This window comes from Rubrobacter marinus, from assembly GCF_011492965.1.
Taxonomy (GTDB): Bacteria; Actinomycetota; Rubrobacteria; order Rubrobacterales; family Rubrobacteraceae; genus Rubrobacter_F; species Rubrobacter_F marinus.
On the sequence record NZ_CP045121.1, the window covers coordinates 4,033,317 to 4,053,710 of the forward strand.

At 70.1% G+C, this 20,394-nt stretch carries 22 protein-coding genes and 1 pseudogene; 6 read left to right on the plus strand and 17 right to left on the minus strand.

What is annotated here, in order from left to right:
* Positions 1-159: 159 nt before the first annotated feature.
* From GBA65_RS20685 to mftM, 3 genes are all read left to right on the plus strand, one after another.
* Positions 160-1,194 carry an AAA family ATPase gene (locus GBA65_RS20685; RefSeq protein ID WP_207955988.1) on the plus strand — a complete coding sequence of 345 codons (1,035 nt, stop codon included), beginning with the start codon at positions 160-162 and terminating at the stop codon, positions 1,192-1,194.
* Positions 1,187-2,707 (plus strand): VWA domain-containing protein, encoded by a 1,521-nt coding sequence (locus tag GBA65_RS20690; protein ID WP_166398150.1) that lies wholly within the window; start codon positions 1,187-1,189, stop codon positions 2,705-2,707. Before GBA65_RS20685 ends, GBA65_RS20690 begins: the two co-directional genes overlap by 8 nt.
* 94 nt (positions 2,708-2,801) lie before the next feature.
* Entirely contained in the window at positions 2,802-3,656 is an 855-nt protein-coding gene (gene mftM / locus GBA65_RS20695) for a mycofactocin oligosaccharide methyltransferase MftM (RefSeq protein WP_166398151.1), read from the plus strand.
* A gap of 171 nt (positions 3,657-3,827) precedes the next feature.
* Here mftM and GBA65_RS20700 read toward each other — a convergent pair whose 3' ends face one another.
* From GBA65_RS20700 to mftA, 11 genes are all read right to left on the minus strand, one after another.
* Positions 3,828-4,787, minus strand: a complete 960-nt coding sequence (locus GBA65_RS20700; RefSeq protein ID WP_166398152.1) for a sulfotransferase — start codon at positions 4,785-4,787, stop codon at positions 3,828-3,830.
* A gap of 210 nt (positions 4,788-4,997) precedes the next feature.
* Positions 4,998-5,186 (minus strand): hypothetical protein, encoded by a 189-nt coding sequence (locus GBA65_RS20705; RefSeq protein WP_166398153.1) that lies wholly within the window; start codon positions 5,184-5,186, stop codon positions 4,998-5,000.
* A gap of 412 nt (positions 5,187-5,598) precedes the next feature.
* On the minus strand, positions 5,599-7,758 hold the full coding sequence (gene mftF, locus GBA65_RS20710) for a mycofactocin biosynthesis glycosyltransferase MftF (RefSeq protein WP_166398154.1): 2,160 nt from the start codon (positions 7,756-7,758) through the stop codon (positions 5,599-5,601).
* 43 nt (positions 7,759-7,801) lie between these two features.
* The gene (gene mftE, locus GBA65_RS20715; RefSeq protein ID WP_166398155.1) at positions 7,802-8,665 is read right to left on the minus strand and encodes a mycofactocin biosynthesis peptidyl-dipeptidase MftE; all 864 of its coding nucleotides are present in this window, start codon (positions 8,663-8,665) and stop codon (positions 7,802-7,804) included.
* A gap of 131 nt (positions 8,666-8,796) precedes the next feature.
* Positions 8,797-9,990, minus strand: coding sequence for a pre-mycofactocin synthase MftD (mftD, locus tag GBA65_RS20720; protein ID WP_166398156.1), 1,194 nt, complete (start codon positions 9,988-9,990; stop codon positions 8,797-8,799).
* Positions 9,991-10,144: 154 nt separating this feature from the next.
* Complete coding sequence (locus GBA65_RS23765) at positions 10,145-10,531, minus strand: SPASM domain-containing protein (protein WP_207955989.1); 387 nt, start codon at positions 10,529-10,531, stop codon at positions 10,145-10,147.
* Positions 10,528-10,665 (minus strand): hypothetical protein, encoded by a 138-nt coding sequence (locus tag GBA65_RS23770; protein WP_207955990.1) that lies wholly within the window; start codon positions 10,663-10,665, stop codon positions 10,528-10,530. Before GBA65_RS23770 ends, GBA65_RS23765 begins: the two co-directional genes overlap by 4 nt.
* A complete protein-coding gene (mftC, locus tag GBA65_RS23775) occupies positions 10,662-11,240 on the minus strand; it encodes a mycofactocin radical SAM maturase (protein WP_207955991.1) in 579 nt (192 codons plus the stop codon). Before mftC ends, GBA65_RS23770 begins: the two co-directional genes overlap by 4 nt.
* On the minus strand, positions 11,230-11,508 hold the full coding sequence (mftB, locus tag GBA65_RS20730) for a mycofactocin biosynthesis chaperone MftB (protein WP_166398157.1): 279 nt from the start codon (positions 11,506-11,508) through the stop codon (positions 11,230-11,232). The genes mftC and mftB overlap by 11 nt, the downstream gene beginning before the upstream one ends.
* 255 nt (positions 11,509-11,763) lie before the next feature.
* Positions 11,764-12,591 (minus strand): mycofactocin-coupled SDR family oxidoreductase, encoded by an 828-nt coding sequence (locus tag GBA65_RS20735; RefSeq protein WP_166398158.1) that lies wholly within the window; start codon positions 12,589-12,591, stop codon positions 11,764-11,766.
* Between the two features lie 192 nt (positions 12,592-12,783).
* The gene (gene mftA / locus GBA65_RS20740; RefSeq protein ID WP_166398159.1) at positions 12,784-12,975 is read right to left on the minus strand and encodes a mycofactocin precursor MftA; all 192 of its coding nucleotides are present in this window, start codon (positions 12,973-12,975) and stop codon (positions 12,784-12,786) included.
* A gap of 545 nt (positions 12,976-13,520) precedes the next feature.
* Between mftA and GBA65_RS20745 the strand changes: the two genes are divergently transcribed.
* The 3 genes and pseudogenes from GBA65_RS20745 (at position 13,521) to GBA65_RS20755 (ending at position 15,070) form a co-directional block, all read left to right on the plus strand.
* Positions 13,521-13,943, plus strand: a complete 423-nt coding sequence (locus tag GBA65_RS20745) for an NUDIX hydrolase (RefSeq protein WP_166398160.1) — start codon at positions 13,521-13,523, stop codon at positions 13,941-13,943.
* 19 nt (positions 13,944-13,962) lie between these two features.
* Positions 13,963-14,661, plus strand: a complete 699-nt coding sequence (locus tag GBA65_RS20750) for a HoxN/HupN/NixA family nickel/cobalt transporter (protein WP_166398161.1) — start codon at positions 13,963-13,965, stop codon at positions 14,659-14,661.
* A 134-nt stretch (positions 14,662-14,795) separates the two neighbouring features.
* A pseudogene (locus GBA65_RS20755) lies at positions 14,796-15,070 on the plus strand (DUF4242 domain-containing protein).
* A gap of 100 nt (positions 15,071-15,170) precedes the next feature.
* Here GBA65_RS20755 and GBA65_RS20760 read toward each other — a convergent pair.
* Genes GBA65_RS20760 through nadA form a run of 6 tightly spaced genes read right to left on the minus strand, consistent with a single transcriptional unit; the run spans position 15,171 to position 20,350 of the window.
* Positions 15,171-15,347 (minus strand): hypothetical protein, encoded by a 177-nt coding sequence (locus GBA65_RS20760; protein ID WP_166398162.1) that lies wholly within the window; start codon positions 15,345-15,347, stop codon positions 15,171-15,173.
* Positions 15,348-15,356: 9 nt separating this feature from the next.
* Positions 15,357-16,535, minus strand: coding sequence for a cysteine desulfurase family protein (locus GBA65_RS20765; protein ID WP_166398163.1), 1,179 nt, complete (start codon positions 16,533-16,535; stop codon positions 15,357-15,359).
* Positions 16,535-17,017: a hypothetical protein gene (locus tag GBA65_RS20770; protein ID WP_166398164.1), complete on the minus strand. Its 483-nt coding sequence runs from the start codon at positions 17,015-17,017 to the stop codon at positions 16,535-16,537. Before GBA65_RS20770 ends, GBA65_RS20765 begins: the two co-directional genes overlap by 1 nt.
* 2 nt (positions 17,018-17,019) lie before the next feature.
* Positions 17,020-18,528, minus strand: coding sequence for an L-aspartate oxidase (gene nadB / locus GBA65_RS20775; protein WP_166398165.1), 1,509 nt, complete (start codon positions 18,526-18,528; stop codon positions 17,020-17,022).
* Complete coding sequence (gene nadC / locus GBA65_RS20780) at positions 18,522-19,400, minus strand: carboxylating nicotinate-nucleotide diphosphorylase (protein ID WP_207955993.1); 879 nt, start codon at positions 19,398-19,400, stop codon at positions 18,522-18,524. Before nadC ends, nadB begins: the two co-directional genes overlap by 7 nt.
* On the minus strand, positions 19,400-20,350 hold the full coding sequence (gene nadA / locus GBA65_RS20785; protein ID WP_228281536.1) for a quinolinate synthase NadA: 951 nt from the start codon (positions 20,348-20,350) through the stop codon (positions 19,400-19,402). The genes nadC and nadA overlap by 1 nt, the downstream gene beginning before the upstream one ends.
* Positions 20,351-20,394: the final 44 nt, after the last annotated feature.

The window sequence follows — 20,394 nt, forward strand, 5'->3', positions numbered from 1 at the left end:
TCCTCTTCTTCCGGGTCCGGGCGGTAAGCCCGCTTACCTTGCGTGGGATTCATGTAGTATAGCTTTGCAACAGCTGAGACCAGGGACGAAAGGGCATACGTGACCGCCGCCGGCGACGTGAATAAGACAGATTCGCAAAATCAGAACACTTTCGAGAGCGTGGAAGAGGTGATCGAGCGCTTCCGCGAGCAGGACGGGTACATCGTGGACAAGCGGCTCGCGACGATGGTCTTTCTGACCACGAGGCTCGAGAAGCCCGTCCTGATCGAGGGCCCCGCCGGGGTGGGCAAGACGGAGCTCGCGAAGGCGCTCGCGATTACCTCGGGGCGCAGGCTGGTCCGCCTGCAGTGCTACGAGGGGCTCGACGCGAGCCAGGCCCTCTACGAGTGGGACTACGGCAAGCAGCTGCTCTACACCCAGCTCCTCAAGGACGACTCCAAGAGCGTCCTGAGCGACGTAAAGGACCCCGGCGACGCGCTGCCGAAGCTCAAGGCCTACGAGAGCCTCTTCTTCTCCGAGCACTTCCTCGCCGAGCGCCCGGTCTTCGAGGCGATCCGCTCCGAGGAGCCGACCGTGCTGCTCATCGACGAGATCGACCGGGCCGACGAGCAGCTCGAGGCGCTGCTTCTGGAGGTCCTCGCCGAGCTGCAGGTCAGCGTGCCGGAGCTCGGCACCTTCTCGGCGGTCACGACGCCGTACGTGATCATCACCTCCAACAACACGCGGGACCTGAGCCCGGCCCTCAAGCGCCGGTGCCTGCACCTCTCGCTGACCTACCCGAGCGCCGAGCGGGAGCTCGAGATCCTGCGCCTGAAGGTGCCCGGCATCTCGGAAGAGTTGAGCCGGCAGATCGTGGACATGATCCGCTCCTTGCGGGACCTCGACCTCCGCAAGGCCCCGAGCATCAGCGAGGCCCTGGACTGGGCCAAGGCCTTGGCGGTCCTCAACGCGGAGTCGCTGGACCGCGAACTCGTCGAAGAGACCCTCATGCTGCTCCTGAAGTACGACCGCGACGTGGAGAAGGCCGTAGCGGCGTTGCCGCGCCTCATGGGCGAGGAAGGCCACGACCACGATCACGACCACGATCATTCGCACGACCACTCCCACGGGCATTCGCACGGCTACGACAAGGCGAAGGCCGCGGACCACAAGGCCAACTACTTCGGGGCTTTCCGCGGCGGGGAACGTGGATAAGGTAATCAACCGGTTCGTCTGGTTTTTGAGGCAGCGGGACGTCAGGATCTCGCCCGCCGAGACCATCGACGCGCTGCGGGCCCTGGGGGAGCTTCGCATCTCCGACCGGGAATCGGTGAAGGCGGCGCTCGCGGGGACGCTCATCAAGCACGAGCGCGACCTCGCCGCCTTCGAAGAGGTGTTCGAGACCTTTTTCCGCCTGGGGGACCTGTTCGGCCACGATCACGACCACGGCCACCACCACCATCACGGCGACGATCGTTCGGCGCAGGTCGAGAAGATCAAGATCTCCGAGGAGCCGTCGGAGACCGACGACCCCAGCCATTCCCACGACAAGCCCGCCGACATCTCGGACCTCTTCGACCCCGAGGATCTGGCGGTCTCGTACTCCATCCACAAGGAGGCCGGCAAGACCGACCTCTCGGCCCTGAGCCAGGAGCTTATCCTCAACGAGAACCAGGACGCCCTGAGCCAGGCCCTGGACAAGATGTTCACCCAGATCAACGTCCGCAGGCTCAAGAACCCGGGGATGCCGGGAGATCTAGCCAGCGGCGACCCGGCGGCCATGCTCGACGCCGACCTCTCCGTCGGGGCGATAGATCAGTTCCAGCAGGCGGTGGACGAGCTGGAGTTGGACGAAGAGCTCGTCGAGAAGCTGCGCCAGCAGGTGGACGGCATGATCGACCGCCTGCCAGAGCTTCTGCGCAAGTACCTCGAGAAGCTCATGGCCCAGAACCGCGAGATGCACGTGCACGCCGACGAGATGGTCCCCGCCTACCGCACCGTCTTCACGGAGGCCGAGCGGCAGCAGATGGAGGAGCTCCTCAGGAGGCTGGGGCGCAAGATCAACGGCGCGCTCTCCAGCCGGCGCAGCGCCACGCACAAGGGCCGCATCAACATCGGCCGCACGATGCGCTCGAACCTGAAGTACGGGGGGATGCCGTTCAAGCCGGTCTTCCACAGCAGAAAGGTAGACAAGCCGCGCCTGGTCGTCCTGGCGGACGTCTCCCTCTCCGTGCGCAACACCTCCAGGTTCGCCCTGCACCTCGTGCACAACCTCCAGAGCCTGTTCTCCAACGTGCGCACCTTCGCGTTCGTCGCGGACCTCGTCGAGGTCACCGAGTACTTCGAGCACAGCGGGCTCGAGGAGGTGCTCGGCATGATCTTTGGAGGGGAGATCCTGGACGTCGACGCCAACTCGAACTACGGCCTCGCCCTCGAGCACTTCTACGAGAACTACATGACCGCCGTCAACGGGCGCACGACCGTGCTGGTCCTCGGTGACGGCAGGGGCAACGGCAACCCGGCCAACGCCTGGGTCCTCGAAGAGGTGTCGCGGCGCGCCCAGCAGACCATCTGGTTCACCCCCGAGCAGCGCGCGTACTGGTCGATGGGCGGCGGCGACATGCCCACCTACGCGCAGGTGTGCGACCGCGTCGAGGTCGTCCGCAGCCTCGACCAGCTCGACGAGGTAGTCGACGGCATGGTCGCCGGCGCGCTGGCGACCAAGTAGTCCTCGGAGGAGGGATCTGCAAACGTCGGGCTCCCCTGACGCCGCGCGCGCCCTCCCGTCCGCCCGGTGGGCGCACGCGGACGGGGAGCTCTTCGTGCTCTCGGAGGCCGCCAACCCCGGCGCGCGAGACGTCCTCGCGAACGGGGCCGACCGCATACGCGAGACTTCCCACTTCGTCGTCTTCGCCTTCGGCGACGCCACCGTGGTGCTACACGGCCTGGAGCCCCCGGAGGTAGACAACGACCTCGCCGAGCTCGTGGCGGGCGAGCTCGTACGACCGGGGCGCGTGGCGATACCCGACGCGTTCGAGCGGTGCTTCGCGGGGGTGGTCCGATCTTCGGCGCCTGATCCGAGGGAGGCCTGGCGCGCGTTCTACGGGAACACCCTCTCGCGGCTGCGGGAGGTTGCGCCGGGGACGCTACCGGAAGATTACGGCCCCATAGCGGTGTTCGGCCGGATCTACGAGCACGCCCGACGGCTCGTGGTGGGCTCCTCCCTGCTGGACGTCGGCACCTGCTTCGGCTTCTTCCCGCTGATGTTGCAGGAGGCGAAGCCGGAGCTGGAGGTCGTAGCCCTCGACCTGTCGGCCCCGATCCTCGAGCTCGCGCGAGACGCCGCCCTCTCCCAAGAACACGCGAACCCCGCGAGGTTCGTACAGGGAGACGCCTGCGACCTGCCGTTCGCCGACGGCTCGTTCGACACGGTCGCCGCCCTGCACGTGATGGAGCACCTGAACCCTTTGGACGCGAGCCGGGCGCTCCGGGAGACGTGCCGGGTCGCCCGGCGCAGGGTGATCGTCGCGGTGCCGATGGAGGAGGAGGCCGACCTCGCCTACGACCACGCCCAGAGCTTCGACAGGGAGCGTCTGATCTCCTTTGGAAGGGAGACGGGGTGGCGCTGCCGTTTCGAGGAGTACCTCGGTGGCTGGGTGATCCTGGAGCCCTCGTGAGGCACACCCCGCCCGAGGAACCCGGGTAGCGCCGGCGTTGGTCTCGTGGCCGCTGCACGACGGTGTGCCAAACTCATCTCCAGGGCAACGAAAAGCTGGAGCACCGATGCTTCCGGCGGCTCCCGCAGGGTCGGGGGCTTCTCATCTGCGTTGCGGTACCTCGCGCGTCCGCTACGCGCCCGGGAGGTTCCAGAAAGCGGCGTATCCGTTCGAGCGCGGGAACGGTTTATCTACGGGTACCCGGACGCCCAAAAACTCGCACAGCGGGCCCCATCCCTCGCCCACCTCGTAGACCAGCAGCCGGTCGTCGGGGACGTGCACCCTGACCTCCTCGTTGTGCCGCTCGAAGATCGAGATCGCGTGCTCCCGGTCCTCGAACCACCCGGAGAACGTATCGCCCCAGATGCGGCTCTCCTTGCCCACCGGGCCGGACCTGGGGGAGGGGCCGTGCGTGAGGTAGCGGTGGATCTTGAACGTGCAATAGACCGTGGCGGCGACGCTCTCGTACCACTCCTCGGGGTCCCTGACGCTCAGCAGCACCTTGGCGTCGGGGAACGCCCGCATGAGCTCCTTGTAGTACGTGCACCAGGGCCAGTCCAGGGTAGCCCCGTAGCCCCGGAGCACCCCCTTCCAGTCGACCGGCTCCCCCCGCGACGCCGCGACCCACGCCCTCGGGTGCTCCGGGTGCCTCCTCAGCTCGCTCATGTGGTAGCAGGGGCCGACGCCCAGCTCCTCGAGCGCCGTCTTGAGCGACATCGTCCCCGTCCTCCCGAGACCCGCGCCGATGATCCTGAGGTCTACTCCCTGTCCCTCGCCCCGTCGGGTCTCGCCTTCGATGGACCACCTACCCCAGGGGCCGGGCCAACCGGCGGCCGAAGCCTCCAGCTCCTCATCGGAGAGCTCGCCTCCCCGCGCGTCCGGCGAAACATCGGGTGCGATGATCAGGGAGAAGGTCTCCTGCGTACCCTGGATCACCCTCACCTCGATCTCCGCCGGCAGCTTGACGCCCAACTCCTGCTCCACGGTCGACCTGGGATCGGCGAGCAAACCCCGACGGAACGCCTCGTCCTCCGTGCCTTTTCGGACCAGCCTCCGGCACACCTCCGCGAGTTCGTCTCCCGCCCGGGTCACGCTCCCTCACCTTCCATCGTTGCGGGGTACCGCCTCACCGCGGCGAACGAGTGCGAGGGGGCTGGGGAGATCCAGCACCCATCGACGACCACAAAGCGACGCTCCAGGGGGATGACGGCTAGCTCGAAGCCTGCGGTCCTACCCTGAAGCGCCGCTTGCTACCTCTTCGATCCGGCGACGAGGCCGTAACGCCCGTCCTCGGCTCCGTGCCTAGTAGCCGACGGCCTCCACTTTGCCCGTCCCGCCGCAGTTCGGGCAGGTCGTCTCCGGATCGACCTTCCCGCTGCCGCCGCACTCGGGGCAGACGTTCTTGTTGTCTTGGCCCGCGCTGGCAGGTGTCTCGCCGCCGGGTTCTTGCGCCTCGCGCCGCTCTTCGCCTTGCTGACGTTCCTCGCTCATCTCTCCTCCTTGCCTCTCGGTCTACTCTGATCCCTGCTGGATGGTGCAAGCGCAAAAAATCTGGTGCCCTCGGGCGGCCCGAGCTCTGCCCGAGCCGCAGGAAACCATGGTCCCCACCCCCTTCAAGTCGGGAGGAGCCCGAGCGGTTACTGTGTCGACCCCCGACGCAATCTTCTAGGGTCGTGCCCTCGGATCGTCCTCGTACCTGAACTCCTGATACTCGAGGAAGTTCCTTTCCCTCCCCGAGCTTACTGCCCGTCGAGCAGTAAAGGTAAACGAACGGTCAGCCCCCCGCTACTCCCTCCGGACCCGGCGCCGGAAGAACGCTCCGCGCGCGGCACGGACGCGCCAGTCGTCGGCACGTTCTTCCGGTAGCGCGGTCTCCGATGCTCCTCCCGAACGCGCCTTCGGCCTACCTGCCGATCCGCAGCTTCGGGACGAGCGGGCGGATCGTGCGCCGCTCCAGGCAGCCGCGCCAGACGCCGATCTGGTAGGCGGCCAGCTCCGCCCAGTACAGGCAAGCGAAGCTCGCGAGCGACATCTTCGGGCGCAGGCGCCCGTGGTCGACCACGGGCGGTATCACCATGAGCGCCAGCACCGGCGGCAGCAGCGCCGGCCAGAGCAGCGAGGCGCCGAGCAGGGGCAGGCTGTAGTAGCGGACGACGTTCGTCCCGAGGTGGTACAGCCCGGCGCCGTGCTGGCGCGCCACCGCCGCCACGATCTTCCCCGTCGGCAACCGCGCCCCCACCCGGCGCAGCCGGCGAGTCTTGAGGCCGACCTCGACGCACGCGAGGAGCGCCGCGAGCACGACTAGGGCCAGGCTCGCCGGCCACGAGAGCGGCAGCACGGGGGGCGCGGCGAGGAGCAGACCCCCCAACACGGGCACCATCATCGTGCGGCGGGCCTCGGGGTGCCTGCGCTGGAGGTCGGCCTCGGAGGAGCCGTAGTCGGCCCGGCGGCGCAGGAAAGGGAGGAGGCGCGTGCGGTGGCGGTGCACGATCTCCGCCGACGGCTCGTAGCGGATGCCGCTCCCCGCGCGCGCCGCCCTCCACACGAGGTCCGCGTCCTCCCCGAGCAGCATCTCCTTGTCGAACCCGCCCAGGCTTCGCAGCGCCTCCCGGTCCGCGGCCAGGTTGCACGAGGGGAGGTACGCCACTGGCTCTTGCGCTCCGACCTTGCCGCCGACGGGACCCATGTCGAGCGACGAACGCACCGCCTCGAAGGCGGCGATCCTACCGTCCGGAGGGGGCGAGAGGACGCGCCCGCCCGCGACGTCCACGCCCGGCTCGCAGAGGGGCGGCACGAGGGCGCGGAGCCAGCCCGCATGAGCCAGGCAATCGTTATCGATAAAAGCTACGACCTCGCCCCGCGCCGCCTCCATCGCCAGGTTGCGGGCGGCGGACTGGCCGACGTTCTCATCGAGGCGCAGGACGCGCAGCGGCAAGTCCCCCAGAGCCTCCGAGAGCGGCGGCTCCGAGGCGTCGTCCACGACGAGGACCTCTAGCCCGTCAGCCGGGTAGTCGAGGGCGAGCAGGGACTCCGCGCAGGCGCGCGTCTCCGTCGGACGGTCCCGCGAGGGGACGACGACCGTCACGGAGGGCCACCGGGCCGGCAGGGCCTGGGAGGTTCGCCTGACGAGGCGCCGATCTGCGAGGCCGTCGAGGAAGGCCGCCGCGTCCGTCAGGGGCAGGCCGGCCTCCTCGGCGAGCCCGGCGGCCGAGCGCTCCTCGTCGAGGCGCGCGAGCAGCCCGGCGGCCTGCGGGTTGAGGCGCGTGGCCATCAGGGGGCGCTCCGAGAACAGGAGCCATCCCCCCTTCGTCGGGCGCACCTCGAGGCCGCGCTCCAGCCCGTACCGCGGGGCCGGGCCGCGCCGCAGCACCAGCGACGAGCCGCTCGCTCCCTCCAGCCAGAGCCCGGCCTCGTCGAGATGGGCGAGCAGGGCGCCCGTGCCGTGCCACAGGTGCATGGGGCGCGACGCGTCCGCCTCGGGCGGCAGGTGGACGAAGAGCGTGCCGCCGGGGCGTAGCGCCGCCGCGAGCGAGCGCAGGGCGGCCCGCGGGTCCGGCAGGTGCTCGAGGACGTCGACCGCGGAGACGAAGTCAAAAGCGGCCTCCGGCAGCGCCTCAGTTCCCGCGTCGAGAAAGCGCGCCGACAGGACGCGCCGGTCGAAGCGCCAGCGGGCGTAGTCGGAGAGGGCGGGGTTGATCTCGGCGAGCGTCACGTCGAGCCCGTGGCGGGCCATGAGGAGCCCGAGCGAGCCTATGCCGCTCCCAAAGTCCAGGACCGTGCGGGCGCGATGGCCCGCCGCGGCCTCCAGCGCCTCCACCCCCGCGAGCGCGCTCTCGTCCTCGACGAGCGCATGCCACCACGTCAGGTCGTACAGGTAGGCGTCCGTCCCTCGGTAGAAGGCGGTGACCTCCTCCGTCGTGTTCGGCGCGGCGGTCCGCCAGGCCTCGGCGAGCTCTCCGGCCCCCGCACGGCACCTCTGGAGGACCTCCTCCTCGGGCCCGTCCAGGTACTCGGCCAGCTCGCCGACGAGGCTCGCCCGGAGGTCGGTCCGAGGTTCGAGCACGAGCGCCTCCGCCCAGATCCGGCGGCGATCCGCGCTCCCTCGCCTAACTTGCATCTGCATCGCGGCGTAGCGCGGCGGCGAGCTCGTCCGCGAAGGCGTCGAGGTAGCGGGCGCCTCGATCGGCCGCGGCGCGCGTGGGGTCCCCGAGGACGCCGTTGGCCGTCACGGATCTCAGCCCGCCCGCACGGAGGTCGTCGAGGATGGTCTCCATATCGCCGGTGAAGCCCAACGCGGCGCGCTGCGGGTGCGCGAGCTCCGGACGCAGGTGCAGCATCTCGGAGGTCTCGCCCTCGCCGGCGTGCAGGCCCAGATCGCTCGCGGAGATGCCCTCCCGCCGCGCCATCTCGAGCGCCGCCGGGGCGACGGACTCCAGGTTGCCGTTCGTCCGCACCTCGAGGTCGGGGAGCTCCCTCCCGAGAAGCTCCAGCGTGAGATCCAGGGCGTCCCCGTTGCCGCCGTGCGCGGAGAGGAGGACGAGCCGCTCCATGCCCCAGCCCACGACCCTGCGGGCGAGGTCGAGTATGACGCGCGCGAACGTCTCGGCGTCGAGGCCCAGCAGGCCGGGGAAGCCCCAGTGCTCATCCGAGCAGCCGAACGGCAGCGCGGGGGCGACGAGCGAGCCCGGCAGGCGCTCGGCCAGGCGGTCGGCCAGCGCAGCGGCCCGGATGGCATCCGTTCCGAGCGGCAGGTGCGGGCCGTGCTGCTCGGTCGCGCCGAGCGGCAGGATCACCGTCGTGCATCCGGCGCGTACGGCCTCGGCGACCTCGGGCCAGGTCATCTCCGAGAGCCGGTGGGCCGATCTCGTGTGGCCTCCACCGCCCCGCGTGGCTTCGTCGAGGCGGACGGCTCCCGACTCGGGCGCCGGAGGGGCAGCGCCCGAGTCGGAAGCCGCGTTCGGGGCTCTCACCGCGCGGACACGTCCAGCCCACGGCCCGGGACGCGAGGCCAGACGTTCCGTCTTCTCGACGGGCGCAGCCCGGGGTGGGGCTCGTACCGGCGGTGGGGCACGGGTCGTTCCAGCCTTCCGCTTCCCGGGGCTTACCTGATCGTCGCCGAGTCGGTGCCGAGCCTGCGCTCGAACCCGGGTTGGATCACGAGGTCGTTCGGGGTGAGGTCGTGGATCGAGGAGCGGCCCATGCCGAGCAGCGCCGAGTCGACGCCGGCGCGCAGGATGTCGAGCACGTTCTCGACGCCGGCCTGTCCGTTGGCCGCCAGGCCCCACAGGTAGGCGCGCCCGATCATCACGGCCCTCGCGCCGAGGGCTACCGCCTTCACCACGTCGCTGCCGCGGCGGATGCCGCCGTCGAAGACGACCTCGATCTGATCTCCCACCGCTTCGGCTATGGCCGGTAGGGCACGAATGGCCGCCGGCGTCCCGTCGAGGTTGTTGCCGCCGTGGTTGGAGACGGAGATCGCCGTCACCCCGGCGTCGACCGCGCGCTCGGCGTCGTCGACGCGCATCACGCCCTTGAGCATGAACGGCCCGCCCCACTGCTCCCGCATCCAGCGCACGTCGTCCCACGACGGCGACCCGGTCTGCATCCACTCCCCGTACGCCTGGAAGAACGTGGGGGCGGGCTCGCCCGCGTGGGCGGTCATGTTCGGGACGCTGAGGTCGGGCGGCTGGCCGGTCTTGGCGAACTCCAGAAGCCACTTGGGCCGCCGGAGGACCTCGGGCGCGAACTTCAGCATCGTCTTCAGGTTCATCTGGTCCGGGATGTCCGGGCTCCCCCAGTCACGCCCGTAGGCGAACGACCAGTCCGTGGTGAGGATCACGCCGGCGGCCCCGGCCTCCTTGGCCCGCTCCAGGCGCTTCTCCATCCCCGCCCTATCACCGATCCAGTAGGACTGGAAGAACGTCTGCGGGTTGGCCTGGATGACCTCCTCGACCGGCTTGCTGGCGAAGGAGCTCAGGCCCATCGCCACGCCTCGCGCCGCGGCGGCCCGTGCCACGGCCACCTCGCCGTCGGGATGGACCGCCTGCACGCCGGTCGGCGAGATCATCACCGGCATCGAGAGCGGCTGGCCCATCACCTCCGTCGCCATCTCGCGCTCTTTCGGCAACCCGGCCACGTGCGGCGCGAACCCGAGCTCGCTGAACGCCGCCATGTTGTCTTCGAGCGTGACCCCCTTCTCCGAGCCCGCGAACAACGCCATGTACACCGACTTGGGCAGCCGCTTCTTCGCCCTGCGCTGCGCCTCGGTGACGGTCTCGAACCAATCCCCTGCCATCGCGCTTCCCCTTTCAGCCCGTGCTCCCCGGGCGCTTCGCCCCTGTCCGGCCGCCCCTTCCGATACGCCGGTACGGCCGACCGCGGCTCGTCCCGGCATCATAATCGAGGTCGGGACGAGCCGCGGGGGTTTACCCTCGACTTCTCCGAGGCACCTAGCCCCGGCTGATCTGGCTGAGCTTACCCTTCCCCTTGCCCCCGAGGCTCAACGGGACGAAGGTGCCCGCCGCGGCGGCCGGACCCTCGTCGTTGCCGAAGACGCAATCCGGGTCCGGGGAGTCCACCGAGCGGCCGGTGAAGTGCTTGACGGCCATGCACCCGCCGTGGCACACGTCGTAGGCGTTGCAGGTTCCGCAGGTGCCGCCGACCTGCCACTCCCTGAGGTGCTCGAAGAGCGGGGACTCGCGCCAGACGCCGGCGAAGCCGCCCTCGTCGCGGACGTTGCCGCCGGAGAACTCGGGGGCGAGCACGAACGGGCAGGCGTAGACCTCGCCGACGGGGTCGACGCAGCACACGATCCTGCCCGCGCCGCACATGTTCATCCCTGAAGCTCCTGGCCGTAGGCGGAGAGGTGGAAGAACGAGTCGCCGGTGAGGACGTCCGGGTGGGCGTGCAGCCAGTCGTAGAGCGTGCGGTTCTGCTCGCGGGTCGGGCGCATCGCGTCCCAGACGCTCACGCCGCGCCCGAGGGCCTCAAGCGCGTCAGGCGGAGCTCGGCGCCGTAGCCGGTCGCGAGGTCGTACAGGTCGTCGAGCTGGTGGAAGTTCTGCTTTGTGAGGACGGAGTTGATCTTGAACTTGAACCCGCGCTCCGCCAGCCGCTCCATCGCCCTGCGCGCCCGCTTGTAGGAGCCGGTCCCGCGCACGGGGTCGTTCGTCTCGGCGGTCGCGCCGTCGAGCGAGATCTGCACGTCGAGGTAGTTGCGCGACGCGATCCAGTCGGCCGCCGCATCATCCACGAGCGTCCCGTTGGTGGAGAACTTGACCCCGATGCCGTTGTCGAGGCTATAGTCCATGAGCTCGAAGAAGTCCGGCCTCGTGAGGGGCTCACCGCCGCCGACGTTGATGTAGAAGACCTTCATCTCGGCCCACTGGTCGATGAGGGCCTTGGCCTCCTCGGTGGTCAGCTCTCCGGGTCGCGCGTGGTCCGAGGCGGAGAGGCAGTGAGCGCAGCGGAGGTTGCACTCGTAGGTGACCTCCCAGGTCAGGCAGATCGGGGCCTCAAGCCCCTTGCGCAGCAGATCATAGCTCACGAATTATTCCCTTCCCCTCCAGTTGGCCTAAAGCGTTCTCCATCGCCCGGCGCTGACCATCGTCCAACCCTCTCCCGGCGGCGAACTCCTCGAGCGCAGTCCCCAGAGGCTTCGACCCGTCTAACCCCTTCAAAAAGTCGACCAACGGGCGCGAGTGCAGGAAGAGGAGCGCCCGGTTGTCGTAACGATAAACGAGGCCCCCGAAGCGCTCGTTGCGCACGGATACCTTCGGCGGCACCTCGTAACTCTGCTCTATGTTTACCGGCAAACGCTCTCCCTTCCCGTTCCGCGTTACCCATCCCCGTTACGCCTGATCATGCAAAGAAATGCCCGCGACGAGGCCGAAATCCTCGAACGCACGAATAGATGCTTGAGACCCGGAGCAAGACACCCTCCGTGCAAGCTCAGAAGCACCCCTTCGATCCCTTTCCGTCCGCGCTCTGGCGAGAGAGCCACAGCCCGGCATTTCGTCGCGCCATGATAGCCAGCGCCTTGTCGACCGTCAAGACCGGAATCGCCCCGCTCACTTGGCCATCAAGCCGGCGTCGACGGTAAGGGTCGCGCCGGTGACGTACCGCGCGTCGTCGGAGGCGAGCCAGAGCACCGCGTTGGAGATGTCCTGCGGCTCCATCCACGGCGTGTCCATGAGGTTCAGGGACCTGAAAGCCGGCGTCACCTCTTCGAGCGTCGCGTCCGGCTTCCCCCCGCTGAACAGCGTGTACATCGCCTGATTCTTTATTATCGGGGTGTCCACGGAGCTCGGATGGACCGTGTTCACGCGGATACCGTGGGGCGCGAGCTCTATCGCGAGGGCGCGCATAAGGCCGACGACGCCGTGCTTGGCGGCGCAGTAGTGGGCCTGGTTCGCGAGGCCCTTCAAGCCCGCGATGGACGAGGTTATGACGATCACGCCGGCGCGGCGCTCGATCATGTGCGGTATCGCCGCTTTGCAGCTCTTCCATGCGCCGGTCAGGTTCACGGCGATCATCTCGTCCCACTGATCTTCCGTCAGCTCCCGGGCTTCTGCGAAGCTCTCGATGCCGGCGTTGGCCAGCACGATGTCGACGCTGCCGAACTCGGAGACCGCCCGATGGACGACCCCCCGCATCCCCGCGCCGTCGCGCACGTCGGCCTCGACGGTCAGGCAGGAGCCGCCGAGGTCTTCGACCATGCGGGCCGTCTCCGCGAGATCCCCGGCGTTGGCCAGCGGGTAGGGGACGGTCGGGAGGGCTTGGGGGACGTCGCACACGACGACTCGTGCGCCCTCGCGCGCGAAGGTGAGCGCGTGGGAGCGCCCCTGTCCTCGTGCCCCGCCGGTGATGAGGGCCACCTTCCCGTCCAGCTTGCCCATCGCCTTACTCCTCCCCCGAGGGCTGCGTTGGGTCCCCTGCTTCGGCCACCTCGCCGGGGGCGTATCGACGCCGGACGCGACGAGACCGGGCGCGGAGGGGAGAGCGGCACACGCTACGCACCCGGTCTCTTATCGGTGACGGTCGATCCGGCGCTTACGCCGACGAACCGGCGCAGGCCGTGCGTCCGGCGCCTAGTAGACCCCGCACATGCCGTCGATGTTGATCTCCTCGATGGCGATCTCCTCCGACAGCTTCGGCTTCTCCGCGGCCGGCTTCTCCGCGTGAGGAACCTCGGCGCGCCGCGACGGCGCCTCCGGCTCGGCGTAGGTGGTGCCGGCATCGGCGCGCGCCGCGGGGGCAACTCTTCTCTCCAGGCTCTTCATGACCACTCCTCCATTCCCGGCCATCCCGTCGTGGCTCTGTATGCAAAAGTACGGGGATAGGGCAGCATAGTACCCAGGCGCCATATGCCAGTCAACTTCGGCGAGGCCGCCCATGCGGGAGCCTTGACGCGGGTTGGCGCCGGTGGAATAGTGGCGGCTCCTCCTCGGGCGTGGCGGAAAGGCGATCGCGAAGGGGCACGGTCACAGGGGAGCAAGCTTGGCACCGTCGGCACGGTCAACGGACCGACGCACGGCGTCGCGAGGGAGAGGAGCAGGTCGGTTTATGGCCCATCGAAAGGCCCGGCGCTATCGGTCGAGGAGTACCCCGAGCGGGCGCCGCTTCCGGCGGGCGAGCCATGGTGGTCCGTCACCGCTCCCCGCGCCGCTCCGACGGACGGCCGGGCCGGCGGGCCGATTCGGGGCCGGGTTTGACGGAGGCCGCCGGGGAGGGGTGTCCTTCTCCCCCACCGAGTCCTACCGGTACTGCCCGGCGGACGGCACAAGGTTGAGCGAGCCGCGTGAGAGCGGCGGGGTGACGTGCCCCTGTGCGGCCGGTCCTGGTACCGCAGCTCGATGCCCGCGGTCGGGGCGGCGATCGTGGAGGACGGCAAGGCGCTCGTCACGATCCGGGGCGGGAGCCGGAGAAGGGGCGCCTGGACCTGCCGGGCGGGTTTCTGGAGGTCGGGGAGCACCCGGCGGACGGGCTCGTGCGCGAGATCCAGGAGGAGCTCGGGTGGAGGCCGAGGTCGTCGGCGACTCGGTGCTCCAGGCGACGCACACCTACGGGGAGGGTGGGGACTGGGTGCTCGCGATCGGCTTCCGCGTCAGGCTCTCCGGCGGGAGATCCGGCCCGCCGACGACGTGGCCGGGTGAGGTGGGTATCCCTGGAGGAGATCGACGACCTCGACTTCGCCTGGGCGCACGATCGGGAGCTCGTGCGGGCGGCGCTGGAAAGGGAGAACGGTTGAGGGCGATGAGGAGGATTCCGTGGGCGCGATAGACGGCTGGCTCGAAGGTTTGATGCACGGCTCCGTGGGCGTCGGGGTGGTGCTGACCGTCAGTTTGCTCCTGGGCTTGAGGCACGCGAGCGACCCGGACCACCTCGCGGCGGTGACGACGCTCATCGCCTCCGACAAGGACCACGACAAGATCAGGAGAGCAGGGATCATGGGCCTCCTGTGGGGCCTCGGGCACGGCACGACCCTCGTCCTGCTCGGCCTGCCCCTCGTGCTCTTCAACCGCTTCCTGCCCGAGCCGGTGCAGCAGGCCGCCGAGACTCTTATAGGCGTGATCACCGTCTTCCTGGCCGTCCGGCTCCTGATGCGGTGGCGCCGCGGCCTCTACCACGTCCACGTCCACAGGCACGACGACGGGGAGGCCCCGCACCGCCACGTCCACTCCCACAGGGAGAGCGAGGCGCACGAGCACGGCCACGCGGTCGCGCGCCGGACGCCGCTCTCGTCCTACGGCGTCGGGCTCGTGCACGGCATCGGCGGCTCGGGGGGGCTCACGCTCCTCCTGCTCTCGACCATCTCGAGCCAGGCCGAGGCGGCGGCGGCGCTCGTGGTGTTCGCCGTGGGCACCGCCGTCTCCATGGCGCTCCTCTCCACCGCGTTCGGGCTCGTCATAGCCGGGGCCCGATCGCGAGAAACTTCGAGAGGGTGGTCCCGGTCCTGGGCGTACTAGGCGTGGCCTTCGGCGCGTGGTACGCCCTCGGCGCCGTGGGGTGGTCACCTACCCGTTCTAGAGAGACCGCGGGGCGCGAGGCGGCCCCGCACGAGGTTCGTTGTCGAAACAGCGACGCAAGGAGGAGAGAGACGATGCCCAAGTACGTGATCGAGAGGGAGCTTCCGGGGCGGGGAACCTGTCCGCCGAGGAGTTGAGGGACATCTCGCAGACGTCCTGCAACGTCCTGAACGAGATGGGTCCGCAGATACAGTGGGTCCAGAGCCAGGTGACGGACGACAAGATCTACTGCACCTACATCGCCCCGAACGAGGCGCTGGTCCGCCAGCACGCCGAGCAGGGCGGCTTCCCGGCGAACAAGATCTCCGAGGTCCGCTCGGTGATCGACCCGACGACCGCAGAGGCGTAAGAGCCCTACTCAGCGCGAAGGGAGCCGCCGGCCGATGGGGCCGGCGGCTCCCTTCGCGCCCCCGTGGAGGGAGCAGGGCCGAGCCAGATCGAGGTTCGGCTTACTCGGGCTCCTGGGGGCTCAGGTACCGCGGGTCCACCCTGATCACCGTGCGCTGGCTCCTCGCCGCGTAGTACGTGAAGGCGAGGATGGTCTCCTCCTGGTCGGTTAGCTTCTCGCCGCGGGTTTGTTTGAGCAGGATCTCGTCTACTCGCTCTTCGATCTCTTTGTCGTTCATGCCGGTAGTCTACCTTGGGCCGCTGCCGCGTAACCCGGCGCCTTCGGCTCCGGACCGGAGATCCACCGCGGCCCCCACGAGCATCTCCGAGGCCCTCTCCACGTCTTCGCCGGTGGTAAAACGGCCGAGGCTGAGGCGTACGGTCCCCCAGGAACCGTCCTTCAGGCCCATCGCCTCCAGGACGTGCGAGGGACCGGCGTCGAGGGAGGCGCAGGCGGAGCCGGCGGAGGCCGCGACGTCGGGGAGGGCGCCGAGCAACTCGCCGACGTCGACGCCGGGGAAGGAGACGTTCAGGGTGCCGGGGAGCCGATGCTCGGGATGGCCGTTCAGCCGGAGGTCCGGCACGCTTTCGGCGAGCGCACCGTGGAGCCGGTCGCGCAGGGCGCGTATCCGTTCGGCCTCTTCCGGGAGCGACGCGGCGCCGACGGAGGCGGCCCTTCCGAGCCCGACGATGCCGGGGACGTTGAGGGTGCCGCTCCTCATGCCCCGCTCCTGGCCGCCACCGAAGAGGATGGGCTCGGGGCGGGCGTGGCGGACGCCGGGGCGGGGACGGCGCCGGGCGTAGAGGGCGCCCACGCCCTTCGGGCCGTAGCACTTGTGGGCGGAGATGCTCATCAGGTCGACGCCGAGCTCCTCGACGTCCACCGGAACCTTGCAGAAGGCCTGGGCCGCGTCGGTGTGGAAGGGGACGCCCCGCTCGTGAGCTACCTCGGCGAGCTCCCGTACCCCGTTCAGCGTGCCGGTCTCGTTGTTGGCGAGCATAAGGGAGACGAGCCGGGTCCCGGGCTCCAGGGCCTCGGCGAGCGCGTCGGGGTGGACCATGCCGTGTCCGTCGACCGGGAGGACCGTGACCCGTACGCCGGCGCGGACGAGGTGGTGCACCGTCTCCAGGATGGCCTCGTGCTCGGTCGCGGCGGTCACGAGGTGGTCGCCGGGTCGGAGGAGGCCGAGGAGGGCCATGTTGTCCGACTCGGTGGCGCCGGCGGTAAAGGTGATCTCCTCGGGCGATGCGCCCACCGCCCCGGCCAGCTCCTCCCGGGCGAGGTCTACCGCGGCCCCGGCGGTCCAACCGTAGGCGTGGGTCGCGGAGGAGGGGTTGCCGAACTCGCCCTTGAGGTAGGGGAGCATCGCGTCGAGGACCCGTTCGTCGAGCGGCGTGGTGGCGTTGTAGTCCAGGTAGATCGGCATCAGCGCTCCTCTCGCTTCCTCGCCAGCTCCTCCGCCCGCGCGAGGATCTCCTCGTCGTGGAACGGTCGGCGTTCGGGGTCGGCCTCGTACAGCGAGGCGAGGCCGACGAACGGGGTGAGCTCGGCCGGCCTCCCGCACCCCATCCACAACTTCGTCCATATAAGGTACGCCCCCTCGTACGGCCGCACCTCGCCGGAGACCATCTTGCGGGCGACGTTCCCCGCCACCCGCAGGCCGGCCTCCTTCGCCGGGAGGGGCGACAGCCCCACCTCCCCCAGCGCGCGCTCGAACAGCGGCCCCGCGTCCTGCATCGTGGGCTCGCTCATACGCGCGAGCCCCAGGAGGGCGGGACCATCGTACCCGGCCTCGAGGGCTCGCAGGGCGATGCCGGGCATCTCGTCGGGGGGGAGGTTACCGAGGTAGTAACGCGCCTCGATCTCCCCGAAGTCCTGGTCTCCGTCTCTTCGGCCTCGATCTTCCAACCTCAGACCCCCGATAGGCGGGCTTCTTCCGCGAGGGCGCCCTCACCACAGGGCGCGTCCGAGCGGTAGTGGCAGCCCCGGCTCTCGCGCTCGGCCAGGGCCCCTTCCAGGACCGCGCGGGCGACGGCGAGCGGCCCGGCGAGGGAGGTACCGCCGTACTCTCCCTCCAACTCCCCCACCTCCGCGAGCCCCCGGCGGAGGCCGCAGGCGTCCCGGACGAGGCCCGCGTGCTCCCACATCGTGCGCCGGAGCGCGGTCCACGCCCCTTCCGGGGCACGGGTCGGGAGGGGAAGCGGCGCGGGCTCGGCGGCGTCGGGGACGCCCGACGGTCGAGCGGCGTCCTCGCCGGCGCGCCGGCCGAAGACGAGGCCCTCCAGGAGGGAGGTGGAGGCGAGGCGGTTGGAGCCGTGGAGGCCGGTGCTCGCGACCTCACCCGCCGCCCACAGGCCCCGCAGGCTCGTGCGGCCCAGGAGATCCGTCGCCACGCCGCCGCAGGAGTAGTGGGCGGCGGGGACGACGGGGATGGGCTCGCGGGCCATGTCGATGCCGGACCGTAGGCAGCGGGCGTGGATGTCCGGGAACCTCTCCCTCACGTAGTCCCCCCGCAAGTGGGAGACGTCCAGGTAGGCGCAGGGGGATCCGGTACGGTCCATCATCGCGCGGATGGAGCGCGCCACCACGTCCCTCGGGGCGAGGGAGCCCAGGGGGTGGTCGACGAACTCCTCGCCGTCGGGGTCTCGCAGTACCCCGCCCTCGCCGCGCACGGCTTCGGAGACGAGGGAGCGGTCGCCGGCGGTGCCCGGGGCGTAGAGGGCGGTGGGGTGGAACTGGACGTAGTGGAGGTCCCGCAGCGCGGCGCCGGCCCGGAGGGCGAGAGCGTAGCCGCCGCCGGTGGCGTAGGGGGGGTTGGTGGTGTGTTCGTAGAGGGCGGCGAGGCCCCCCGTGGCCAGCACGACCCCGCGCGCGAGCAGGGTTACGGCCTCCCCGTCATGGGAGGCGTGGACCCCGACGCACCGGCCGCGCGAGACGATCAGCTCCAGGGCCACGGTCGCGGGGAGGATCTCCACGCGCTCCTCGGCGCGGAGGGCGCGGGTGAGGGCGCGCTGCACCTCCCGGCCCGTCGAATCCCGGTGGTGGACGATGCGGGGGACGGAGTGGGCGCCCTCGCGCGTGAGGTGAAGCCCCTCGAAGCCGCCGGCCTCCCGGTCGAAGGGGACTCCCAGGGCTTCGATCAGCAGCCGGCGCACGAGGGCCGGGCCCTCGGCGGCGAGGAGCCTCGCCGCGGCGGGATCGCCGCCCCCGGCGGCCAGGACGTCGCGGACGAGAAGCTCGGGCGAGTCGTCGGGGCCGGTGTGGATGATGCCGCCCTGCGCGTAGCGGGTGTTCGTCTCCTCGGGGTCCGGGGCTCCGGTGAGGAGGGTGACGCGCGCGCCCTTGCTCGCGGCGGCGAGCGCCGCGACGCCCCCGGCTATGCCTCCGCCGACGACTATTACGTCGGCCGGGCCTAGCACGGCTCCACCTCCAAAGAGACGTCGGCCGAGGAGGCGGAGTGGGTGAGGGCTCCGACGGAGATCAGATCCGGACCCGCCTCCGCGAGCGCCCGCACGGTCCCGAGGTTCACCCCGCCGGAGACCTCGACGACGGTGCCCGGGCTCTCCACGCGCACGAGCTCGACGGAGGCCCGGACCTCGTCGGGGGTCATGTTGTCGAGGAGGATAACGTCCGCCCCGGCTCGTAGCGCCTCGCGCAGCTCCTCGGAGCTCTCCACCTCCACCTCGACCTTGAGCAGATGAGGCGCCCCCTCCCTTGCCCGGCGCACGGCCTCGGCGACGCCGCCGGCGAGCGCTACGTGGTTGTCCTTGATGAGGATGCCGTCGTCGAGGCCGGAGCGGTGGTTCGTCCCGCCGCCGGCGCGCACGGCGGCCTTCTCGAGGGCTCGCAGGCCGGGGGTGGTCTTGCGGGTGTCCGTGATCCTCGCCCCCGTCCCGCGGACGGTCTCGACGTAGCGGCTCGTCAGCGTGGCGACCCCCGAGAGGCGCATGACGAGGTTGAGCGCGACCCTCTCGGCGGCAAGGATCTGCCGCGCGCCCCCTCGACGACCGCGAGGACCGCGCCGGCCTCGACGCGGTCGCCCTCCTCGACGAGCGCCGAGAACCGGGCCTCCCCCCGCTTGCCTCGTGGAAGACCGCGAGGGCCGCCCCGAGGCCGGAGACGACGAAGGGCTCCCGGGCGACGAAGCGGGCCCGCGCGCGGGCCCGGGCCCGACGGTGGCCAGGGAGGTGACGTCGCCCCGGCCCACGTCCTCGGCGAGGGCGGCTCGGGCGAGCGCGAGGAGTGCCGTGGGCGGGACGAGGGGCCCCTTCAGGAGGTCCGTGGCCTCCACTAGCGGAGCTCCAGCATCCGCTCGATGGGCAGGAGCGCCCGGACCCGCAGCCCCTCGTCGAGCGTGATCTCGGGCGAGAGGTTCTCCATGCACTCGTGGAGCTTCGCGAGGGTGTTGCGGCGCATGTGGGGGCACTCGCTGCACGCCTCGCACGCCCCCTCGGGGCCCTTGCCGGGCGCCCGCATGAACTCCTTGGTGGGGGCGGCCTTCTTCATCTGGTGGATGATCCCGGGCTCCGTCGCGACGATGAACCGCTTCGCGGGGCTCGCCACGGCCCGCTCCAGGAGCGCCGTCGTGCTCCCCACGTGGTCGGCGACGCGCAGGACCCGCTCCTCGCACTCGGGGTGGGCGAGGACCTCGGCGTCGGGGTAGCGGACCTTGAGAGCGCGGATCTTCCGCTCGCTGAACATCACGTGCACCATGCACGTCCCCGGCCACAGGACCATCTCCCGACCGGTCTTCTCGACGAGGTAGCGCCCGAGGTGCTTGTCCGGGCCGAAGATTACGGGTGTCTCCTCGGGGATGCTCGCGATGACCTTCTCGGCGTTGCTGGAGGTGCAGATGACGTCCGAGAGCGCCTTGACCTCGGCCGAGGTGTTCACGTAAGAGACCACCGCGTGACCGGGACGCTCCTCCACGAACCTCCGGAAGTCCTCCGGCGGGCAGCTGTCGGCGAGGGAGCACCCGGCGTCGAGGTCCGGGAGAACCACCGTCTTGGAAGGGTTCAGGATCTTGGCCGTCTCCGCCATAAAGTGGACGCCGCAGAAGACGATCACGTCCGCGTCCGTCCCCTGCGCCTGACGCGCCAACCCCAACGAGTCCCCGATAAAATCCGCCACGTCCTGGATCTCGGGCTCCTGGTAATAATGCGCCAAAATTGCCGCGTTTAGTTCCTCTTTCAGCCGGCTTATCTCCCCCACGTGGTCCGTCCCGACCCTCAAAAGCTCCACCACTGCCTCCTTGTAACGGCCGCCGGGGCCGGTTGCTACACGGA

Coding starts and splice junctions, on each gene's coding strand:
- GBA65_RS20705 (WP_166398153.1), bottom strand. CDS start 5,186: ATGAGCGAGGAACGTCAGCAAGGCGAAGAGCGGCGCGAGGCGCAAGAA.
- mftD (WP_166398156.1), bottom strand. CDS start 9,990: ATGGCAGGGGATTGGTTCGAGACCGTCACCGAGGCGCAGCGCAGGGCG.
- GBA65_RS20760 (WP_166398162.1), bottom strand. CDS start 15,347: ATGAACGACAAAGAGATCGAAGAGCGAGTAGACGAGATCCTGCTCAAA.
- GBA65_RS23765 (WP_207955989.1), bottom strand. CDS start 10,531: ATGAACATGTGCGGCGCGGGCAGGATCGTGTGCTGCGTCGACCCCGTC.
- GBA65_RS20735 (WP_166398158.1), bottom strand. CDS start 12,591: ATGGGCAAGCTGGACGGGAAGGTGGCCCTCATCACCGGCGGGGCACGA.
- GBA65_RS20765 (WP_166398163.1), bottom strand. CDS start 16,535: ATGCCGATCTACCTGGACTACAACGCCACCACGCCGCTCGACGAACGG.
- mftA (WP_166398159.1), bottom strand. CDS start 12,975: ATGAAGAGCCTGGAGAGAAGAGTTGCCCCCGCGGCGCGCGCCGATGCC.